7 protein-coding genes are annotated in these 7,941 nt (G+C 64.2%); 4 read left to right on the forward strand and 3 right to left on the reverse strand.

What is annotated here, in order from left to right; all coding sequences use genetic code 11:
- Window positions 1-33: 33 nt before the first annotated feature.
- The 3 genes from EN906_RS14945 to EN906_RS14955 all read right to left on the reverse strand — a co-directional run bounded on the left by EN906_RS14945 (window position 34) and on the right by EN906_RS14955 (window position 3,530).
- Window positions 34-1,566 carry a DHA2 family efflux MFS transporter permease subunit gene (locus tag EN906_RS14945; protein WP_127269394.1) on the reverse strand — a complete coding sequence of 511 codons (1,533 nt, stop codon included), beginning with the start codon at window positions 1,564-1,566 and terminating at the stop codon, window positions 34-36.
- A gap of 306 nt (window positions 1,567-1,872) precedes the next feature.
- Window positions 1,873-3,054, reverse strand: a complete 1,182-nt coding sequence (locus EN906_RS14950) for an HlyD family secretion protein (protein ID WP_127271614.1) — start codon at window positions 3,052-3,054, stop codon at window positions 1,873-1,875.
- Complete coding sequence (locus EN906_RS14955; RefSeq protein ID WP_127267049.1) at window positions 3,051-3,530, reverse strand: MarR family transcriptional regulator; 480 nt, start codon at window positions 3,528-3,530, stop codon at window positions 3,051-3,053. Before EN906_RS14955 ends, EN906_RS14950 begins: the two co-directional genes overlap by 4 nt.
- A gap of 194 nt (window positions 3,531-3,724) precedes the next feature.
- Between EN906_RS14955 and EN906_RS14960 the strand changes: the two genes are divergently transcribed.
- The 4 genes from EN906_RS14960 to EN906_RS14975 are packed head-to-tail and all read left to right on the forward strand — an operon-like array spanning window position 3,725 to window position 7,928.
- Window positions 3,725-4,333: a CDP-alcohol phosphatidyltransferase family protein gene (locus EN906_RS14960; protein ID WP_127267050.1), complete on the forward strand. Its 609-nt coding sequence runs from the start codon at window positions 3,725-3,727 to the stop codon at window positions 4,331-4,333.
- A gap of 36 nt (window positions 4,334-4,369) precedes the next feature.
- Complete coding sequence (locus EN906_RS14965; RefSeq protein ID WP_206517187.1) at window positions 4,370-6,157, forward strand: bifunctional alpha/beta hydrolase/class I SAM-dependent methyltransferase; 1,788 nt, start codon at window positions 4,370-4,372, stop codon at window positions 6,155-6,157.
- A gap of 5 nt (window positions 6,158-6,162) precedes the next feature.
- Window positions 6,163-7,488, forward strand: coding sequence for a phosphatase PAP2/dual specificity phosphatase family protein (locus EN906_RS14970; RefSeq protein ID WP_127267058.1), 1,326 nt, complete (start codon window positions 6,163-6,165; stop codon window positions 7,486-7,488).
- The gene (locus tag EN906_RS14975) at window positions 7,485-7,928 is read left to right on the forward strand and encodes a hypothetical protein (RefSeq protein WP_127267051.1); all 444 of its coding nucleotides are present in this window, start codon (window positions 7,485-7,487) and stop codon (window positions 7,926-7,928) included. The genes EN906_RS14970 and EN906_RS14975 overlap by 4 nt, the downstream gene beginning before the upstream one ends.
- Window positions 7,929-7,941: the final 13 nt, after the last annotated feature.

Raw genomic sequence — 7,941 nt, forward strand, 5'->3', positions numbered from 1 at the left:
CCGTTACTGGAGCCTGGTGCTCGGGAAATAGAGCTAATCCATATGCGCTGCCGGCGCGCCGCCGGCAGGCGCCTGCTTGGGCTTGCGCAGCAGGAAAACAAACGGGATGGCAAGCAGCGTCATGACCATGAGTATTTTGAAGTCATTGACGTAGGAAATCATCATCGCCTGGAGATTGACCATGCGATCGACCTGCGAAAGCGCCGTCGGATCGCCGCTCGCGGCTGCCGGAGAGACCGCCCAAAGATTTGGGTTGAACGGGTTGATGAAGGCCGAAAGCTCGGCGTGGTTGACCTGCGTGTTGCGCACCATCAGAACCGTCACGACCGACACGCCGATGGACGAGCCAAGATTGCGCACCAGGCTGAACAGGGCCGTGGCATCGGTGCGGAAGCGCACGTCAAGCGTGGCGAAGGCGACGGTCGACAGCGGCACGAACACCATTCCCATGCCCAGCCCCTGGATGACGCCGGAGCTGATGATCAGCCAGTTGTCCATCTGCGGCGTGAAGCTGGACATGGTGTAGAGCGACTGCGCGGTCAGGAGGAAACCGATAACGACCAGGATCCGGGCGTCGATCTTGCTCATCAGCCGGCCGACGACCAGCATCGAAATCATGGTGCCGACACCGCGAGGCCCTATGACGACGCCGATGGTGACGGTCGGATAGCCGAAGATGGTCGACAGCATTGGCGGCAGCAGCGACATGCTCGCCAGGATGAGCACACCCATGACGAAGATGAACGCCAGCCCGGTCACGAAATTGCGGTCAAGGAAGATCTTGGGATCGATGAAAGGGTGTTCCGCAGTCATGGTGTGAATGATGAACACCCAGAAGCCGGTGAGCGAAAGACCAAGTTCGATCCAGATCTCGACCGAGGAAAACCAGTCGACCTCGCCGCCGCGGTCGAGCAGCAGCTGAAGCGCGCCGACGCCGAGCGATATCATGGCGAAGCCGAAGAAATCGAAGCCGCGCACCCGCCGGGCAACGGCCGGCAAGTAGGCGGCCATGCCGAGAAAGGCGACGATGCCGACCGGCAGGTTGATGAAGAACACCCAGCGCCAGTTGAAATTCTCGGTCAGCCAGCCACCCAGCGTCGGGCCCAGAATCGGCCCCAGCATGATGCCGGCGCCCCAAATGGCCATCGCCTGGCCATGGCGTTCCCTGGGATTGATGTCGAGCAGGAAGGTTTGCGACAGAGGCACGATCGCCGCTCCGAACACGCCTTGCATCAGCCGGAAGAACACTATGCTCTCCAGGCTCCAGGCGATGCCGCACAGCATCGAGAATATGGTGAAACCGACCACCGCCGTCAGGAACAGTTCCTTGCGGCCGAAGCGGTCGGCCAGCCAGCCGGTGACCGGCGTCATGATGGCGGCGGCAACGATGTAGGAGGTCAGCACCCAGTTGATGTTGTCAGGCGAGGCGCCGAGGTCGCCGGTCATGGTCGGCAGCGCCACGTTGGCGATCGTCGTGTCGAGCGCCTGCATGACCGTCGCCAGCATGAGCGCGACCGTGATCAGGCCGCGATGCGGCACTTCTTTGAAAGGTTCGGGCGTGCTCATGGCGTGGAACTTCCAGCAGGTAACAAAAACGTGTACAAGGGGTTTCCGGGCGGCAACGCCTTCCGTTGAGAGACCCTCGTCGCGGTGGGACGCGATCGTCGATGTGGGGGTTACATCGACTGAAAGTCTCTGATGAGCGGATGCCTGCCGCCCGGAAACATGAGGACCGACGGGTCCGCGTCGGAGATTTCAGATTTCGGCCAGGCCGCGACGCGGCAGCGCCAAAACGCTGATCCTTCCAGCTCCTCCCATCAGACCAATCCTGCTATTCACCTCCGCCGCTGGTCCTGCGGCAATCTGTTGACGTTACTGCGCGGCCTCGCCAGCCGTGGCGTGACCAAAGATCGAGGGCAGGCCACGCGCCACGCCGGTGTCGACGGTAACGGTGGCGCTCATGCCGGTGCGCAACGCCATCTTGGCGTCCGCATCGATCAGTTCGAGACGAACCGGGATACGCTGTGTGACCTTGACCCAGTTGCCGGTGGCATTTTGGGCCGGCAGCAGCGAGAACTCGGCTCCCGTGCCGGCGCCGATCGCCTTGACCGTCGCCTCGAAGGTGCGCCCTGGATAGGTGTCGACCACGATCTCGGCCTTCTGGCCGGGCTTCATGTGGGTGAGCTGCGTTTCCTTGAAATTGGCATCGATCCAGGTGTCACCGGTCTCGACCAGCGAAAACAGCGGCGTGCCGGAACCGACATACTGACCGACCTTGAACGACGAGGCCTGGCTGACGATGCCGTCCGCCGGCGCCTTGACCGTTGTCTGGGCCAGGTCGTAGGCCGCCTTGTCGCGCGCGGCGAGCGCGGCCATCACGGTCGGGTGCTTGTCGGTCTCGATGTCGGGATTGCCGCCAAGGCCTGCCTTGGCGCTGATGATGCCTTGCTCGGCAACCGCCAGCTGCTGCTTGGCCTTGTCGAGATCGTTCTTGGCTTCGTCGAGCGACGATTTGGCGTTGATGCCCTTCTGGGCGAGATCGGCGGCGCGGTCGAACTGCGACTGGGCGAAGGCGACCTGGCTGGCATCGGACTTCTGCTGAGCCATCGACTGGCCATAGGCCGCGCGCAACTGCTCGACATTGAGACGCGCGCCCGCAACCGCGGCGTCGGCCTGCGCCAGCGCGATCCGGTAGGGCTCGGGGTCGATGGCAAACAGCTCGTCACCCTGCTTGACCAGCTGGTTATCGAAGATGTCGACCTTAACGATGCGGCCGGCCGTGTCGGAAGCGATCGACACCTTGGCCTGCTGCAGATTGGCGTTCTCGGTCTCCTGATAGCGGCCGCCGGTGACCCAGACATAGCCGCCGCCGACAGCCAATGCCGCAGGCAGCGCGACCATCAGCAGGAAGCGGCCCAGCCGGCGCTTTTTCTTCACGGGCACTGGGGCCGGCTGCACCGGGGGAGCAACCGCCGGCGGGGCCGCCGCCGGCTGCGCCGGCGCTTCCATGTCCAGTTCGGTCACTTTCTCGTCTATCTTGGCTACCGCGTTCATGCTGCTGCGCCCTCTATATTCTTCACTTTTTCAATGGACGGCGTCTCGTCGTCGGTCAGGTTGCGGACCATCGCCTCAAGCCCTTCGATGAGGACGCGACGGGCTTCCGGCTTCACGCCGACCAGCGATTCCTCATAGACTTCTCCGGCAATGCTCTTGATCACGGCGTAGGCATCGCTTGCCTTGGGCGTCAGGAAGATCATGCGGACGCGACGATCGGCGGCGTCGGACCGACGCTCGATCCAGCCTCCCTCTTCCATGCGGTCGACCAGGCGCGAAACGCTGATCGGCTCGATTTCGAGAAGTTCGGCCAGCCGCGCCTGCGCGACACCGTCTTCCTTGGCAACGCGGACCAGAAGCCGCCATTGCGCCGAAGAAAGCCCCAAGCCACTGGCCCTCGCCTCGAAGCGCTTGCGCATCAAGCGCTGCACGTCGTGGATCAAGAAGCCCAATCTGTCGATGCCATCGGAAACCATGAGCGAGATATATAATAAGCGTGCTTACTATTCAAGACGCCGCGTTGCACGAGAAGCCGGCAAATGTGCATGGCAGCTTTGCCGGACCAATCATGGTTAGCGATTTGCGAACGCATGATGGCCGCGCCGCCTCTACACTGGTCGCGTCTGGCATATTGATGTACAGCCGCTGAACAGGATCGGGGGATCAACGCATGCCGACGCTTTACGCTCTCAAGCCGGCCTTCCAGGGTCGACTGCGGCCGCTGGTCAACCGGCTGGCGGCAATCGGGGTCACGGCAAACAGCATAACCATCCTGGCGGCCGCGATGTCGATAGCCGCCGGCGCGGCCATTGCGATCTGGCACGAATGGCGCTGGCTGCTGTTGCTTATCCCCGCGGTGATGTTCGTGCGCATGGCGTTGAATGCCGTGGACGGCATGCTGGCGCGCGAGCATGGCCAAGCCTCGACGCTTGGCATGTATCTGAACGAGTTGTGCGACGTCGTTTCGGACCTCGCGCTGATTCTCCCTTTTGCCGTCTTTCCCGAATTTGGCGCATGGGGCGTCGTCGCCTTCGCGATATCGGCCGTGCTGACCGAGTTCGCCGGCGTGCTCGGCATCGCTGCCAAGGTCGGGCGTAATTATGCCGGGCCGTTCGGCAAGAGCGACAGGGCGCTGGCGCTCGGCGTCGTCGCCACGCTGTGTGCCGCCGGGCTGTGGCCGGCATCGATAACGCCGTTTGTGTTTCCGGCCATGGCAACGCTTTCGCTGCTGACCGCCATAAACCGGATACGCGCCGGCATTATTGGCAGCGCCAGCTGAGCATCGAGGCTCGCCATGCCGCCAGAGGGGAAGACCATGATGCACGAACCGATCGCCGCCGCGGCCACGGAAAGCCTTGCGCGGCAAGCACAGGAGCGGGTTTTCCGCAGCCATGACGGGACGGAGATCTTCTACCGATTCTGGCCGGCGGCCTCCGCCGATGCCAAGGGCGCAGTGGTGCTCTTCCATCGCGGCCACGAGCATGGCGGCCGCATGGCCCATCTCGTCGATGAATTGCAGATGCCGGACCACGCCTTCTATGCCTGGGATGCCCGCGGCAATGGCCGCTCGTCCGGCGAGCGCGGCTATGCGCCCTCCTTCTCGGCGCTGGTGCGCGACATCGACTGCTTCATGCGCGAGACCGCTGCCAGGGATGGCTTTGCCACTCGGGATATCGCGCTGATCGCACAATCCTTCGGCGCCGTGCTGGCTGCCGCCTGGGTGCATGACTATGCGCCGAAGCTGCGCGCCATGGTGCTGGCCTCACCGGCCTTCTCGGTAAAACTCTACGTGCCCTTCGCCAAGGAGGGCATCGCACTCTGGCAGAAGATCAAGGGCCGCTTCTTCGTCAATTCCTACGTCAAGGCGAAATTCCTGACCCATGATCCCGTGCGCATCGCCTCTTTCGAGAGCGATCCGCTGATCACGCGGCCGATCGCCTCCAACATACTGGTCGAACTCTACCAGCATGCCGCACGCATCGTCAGTGACGCCCGCGCCATCACCGTGCCGACGCAGCTTCTGCTTTCGGGCAGCGACTGGGTCGTGCGCCACGGCCCGCAGCATGAGTTCTTCGTCAATCTCGGCAGCCGCACCAAGGAACGCCATGTGCTGCCTGGTTTCTTCCACGACACGCTGGGCGAGCGCGACAGGGCGCAGGCCCTCGACCTGATCCGGCCATTCCTGGCCAGGCAGTTCGAGGCAGCCGATGCGCCGGTCGACCTGAAGCAGGCGGACATCGCCGGCTACACACGCGACGAGGCCGATAGGCTTGCCTCGCCGCTCGCTCTGATGTCGCCAAAGGGCCTCTATTGGGCATTCAGCCGTGCCTCCATCCGCATGGGCGCCTGGGTCTCGCAAGGTATGAAGGCCGGCGTGACCACCGGCTTCGATTCCGGCTCGACGCTCGACTACGTCTACGAGAACAATGCGCGCGGGCTTACGCCTCTTGGCCGCGTCGTCGACCGCATTTTCCTGGAGGCCATTGGCTGGCGCGGCATCCGCCAGCGCAAGCTGCATCTCGAAGAGCTCATCGGCTCTTGCCTGGCGACGCTCAAGGCCGCTGGCCGGCCGGTGCACATTCTCGACATCGCGGCCGGCCATGGCCGCTATGTTCTCGATGCCATCGTGAAGAGCCCCGATCAGCCGGCGAGCGTTCGCCTGCAGGATTATTCCGACCTCAACGTCGAGCTTGGCCGCAAGCTGATCGCCGAGCGGCAATTGCCGGCTGATGTCTCATTCCAGCGCGCCGACGCCTTCGATGCCGACATGCTCGCATCGATCGATCCGGCTCCGGATCTTGCCATCGTTTCCGGCCTTTACGAGTTGTTCTCCGACAATGCGATGATAGCCCGCTCGCTCGGTGGATTGGCCAGCGCCATGCAGCCGGGAAGCCTGTTGCTCTACACCAACCAGCCCTGGCATCCGCAGCTCGAGATGATCGCCCGCAGCCTGACTTCGCATCGCGGCGGCGAGGCCTGGGTGATGCGGCGGCGCACGCAGGGTGAGATGGACCAGCTCGTCGAAGCCGCCGGTTTCGAAAAACTCGACCAGCGCATCGACCAATGGGGCATCTTCACCGTCTCGGTCGCGCGGCGCCGCTGAACAGCATGGTCTCATCGCCTGCCCCCACCGCGCGCACCGAGCCTTATGGACGGGTGATCGTCAGGGCGGCGCTGTGGCTGGCCTTCCTGGCGCCGTTCTTCTATCTCAGCTACGGCTTCGCCAACTGGCTGGCCTCGCGGCGCGACGAGGTCGGCAGCATCGTGTTCTCGTGGGAACACAGCATTCCGTTCGTCGCCTGGACCATCGTGCCCTATTGGTCGATCAATCTGTTCTATGGCCTGTCGCTGCTGCTCAACAACGACAAGCAAGGCGTCGACCGCCTGGCCGGGCGCTATCTCACCGCGCAGGTCGTCGCCGTTATCTGCTTCATCCTGTTCCCGCTGACCGCGACATTCGTGCGACCGGCGACGACCGGCCTGCCGGGCTTCCTGTTTGCCGTGCTCGGCGGTTTCGACAAGCCGTTCAACCAGGCACCCTCGCTGCACATCGCCCTTTTGGTGATCATCTGGGATCATTGGCGCCACCGGCTCCGCGGGTTGCTCCTGCCGCTCTGGCATGGCTGGAGCTTCCTGATCGGTGCCTCGGTGCTGACGACCTGGCAGCATCACTTCATCGACATTCCGACCGGCGCGCTGCTCGGGTTCTTTGCGCTGTGGCTGTTTCCGCGCAGCGGCGCGTTGCCGTTTTCAGGCTTCCGGCTGACCAGCGATGTGAAAGCGCGGCGGCTGGCGCGGTTCTACGCTCTGGGCGCGGTCCTCGCGCTGGCCGGTGCAGCGCTCGGCGCCTTGTTCTGCGCCGTCGCGCTCTTCCTGCTTTGGCCGGCGCTGGCGCTGGCCATCGTCGCCTTCGCCTATGCAGGAGCAGGCGAAAAAGTGTTCCAGAAATCCGCCGATGGCAGCATCACGCTCGCAAGCCGTGTCCTGCTCTTGCCTTACCGTCTCGGCGCCAGGGCCAACATATGGGCCTGGACGCGCAAACTTGCTCCCCAGGTGGCGATTGCCGACGGCGTCTTTCTCGGGCGCTTTCCCACGGCACGCGAGGCCAGCAGCTTCGGCACGGTCATCGATCTCGCCGCCGAACTTAAGAGGCCTGCGGCAGCCGATTGCCGCTGGATCAGCTTTCCGATGGTCGACCTGTTGCCGCCGCCAGTGGCGATACGGCAACAGGCAGCCGGCGCGCTGGAGAGTGCGCGCCGCGACGGCACCGTGCTGGTGTGCTGCGCGCTCGGCTTCCAGCGCAGCGCCGGCGTCGTCGCCGAATGGCTGGTGGCGACCGGCAGGGCCAAGACGCCGGCGCTTGCCCGCGAAATGCTCGCGGCCCTCGGCCGGCCGGTTCATCTCGCAGAAGCCACGGATCCGGCGGCGTCATGACCGGCAATGCCTATCAGGACCGCACCGACCGCTTCGCCGGCATGCTGATGCGGCAGGCAGCGTGGCCTGCCGCAATCGTGGTGGCGGCAAATATCCTTGCGCCGCTGGCTGCCTCGACGCGCGGCGGCTTCGAGACTTTGCCGGCGGCCGTTGCGCTGTCGATCACAGCCGCGAGCGCTGTCGCCGTTCTGGCGCTGTCGGCATTGCTGGCATTCGACGCCCTGTTGTTCCGGGTCATGGCTGGCCATGATGACGAAGCTTCCGGCGGTGCCGCGGTGGACGACATGCTGGCGCGCATGCGCCTGAAAACGGCCCCGCCCGCGACACGCTCGCTCGATGACCGCATTGCTGGCACGCGTCGCCTACTGTTCAAGCAGCGCGCCGCCCTGGCTCTGTTCGCCGCAGCACTTCTGGCGTCAGGGTTTTGGGCGCCGCGATGAACAGGCTTTCGCT

The sequence above is a fragment of the Mesorhizobium sp. M7A.F.Ca.CA.004.06.1.1 genome (assembly GCF_003999135.1).
Taxonomy (GTDB): Bacteria; Pseudomonadota; Alphaproteobacteria; order Rhizobiales; family Rhizobiaceae; genus Mesorhizobium.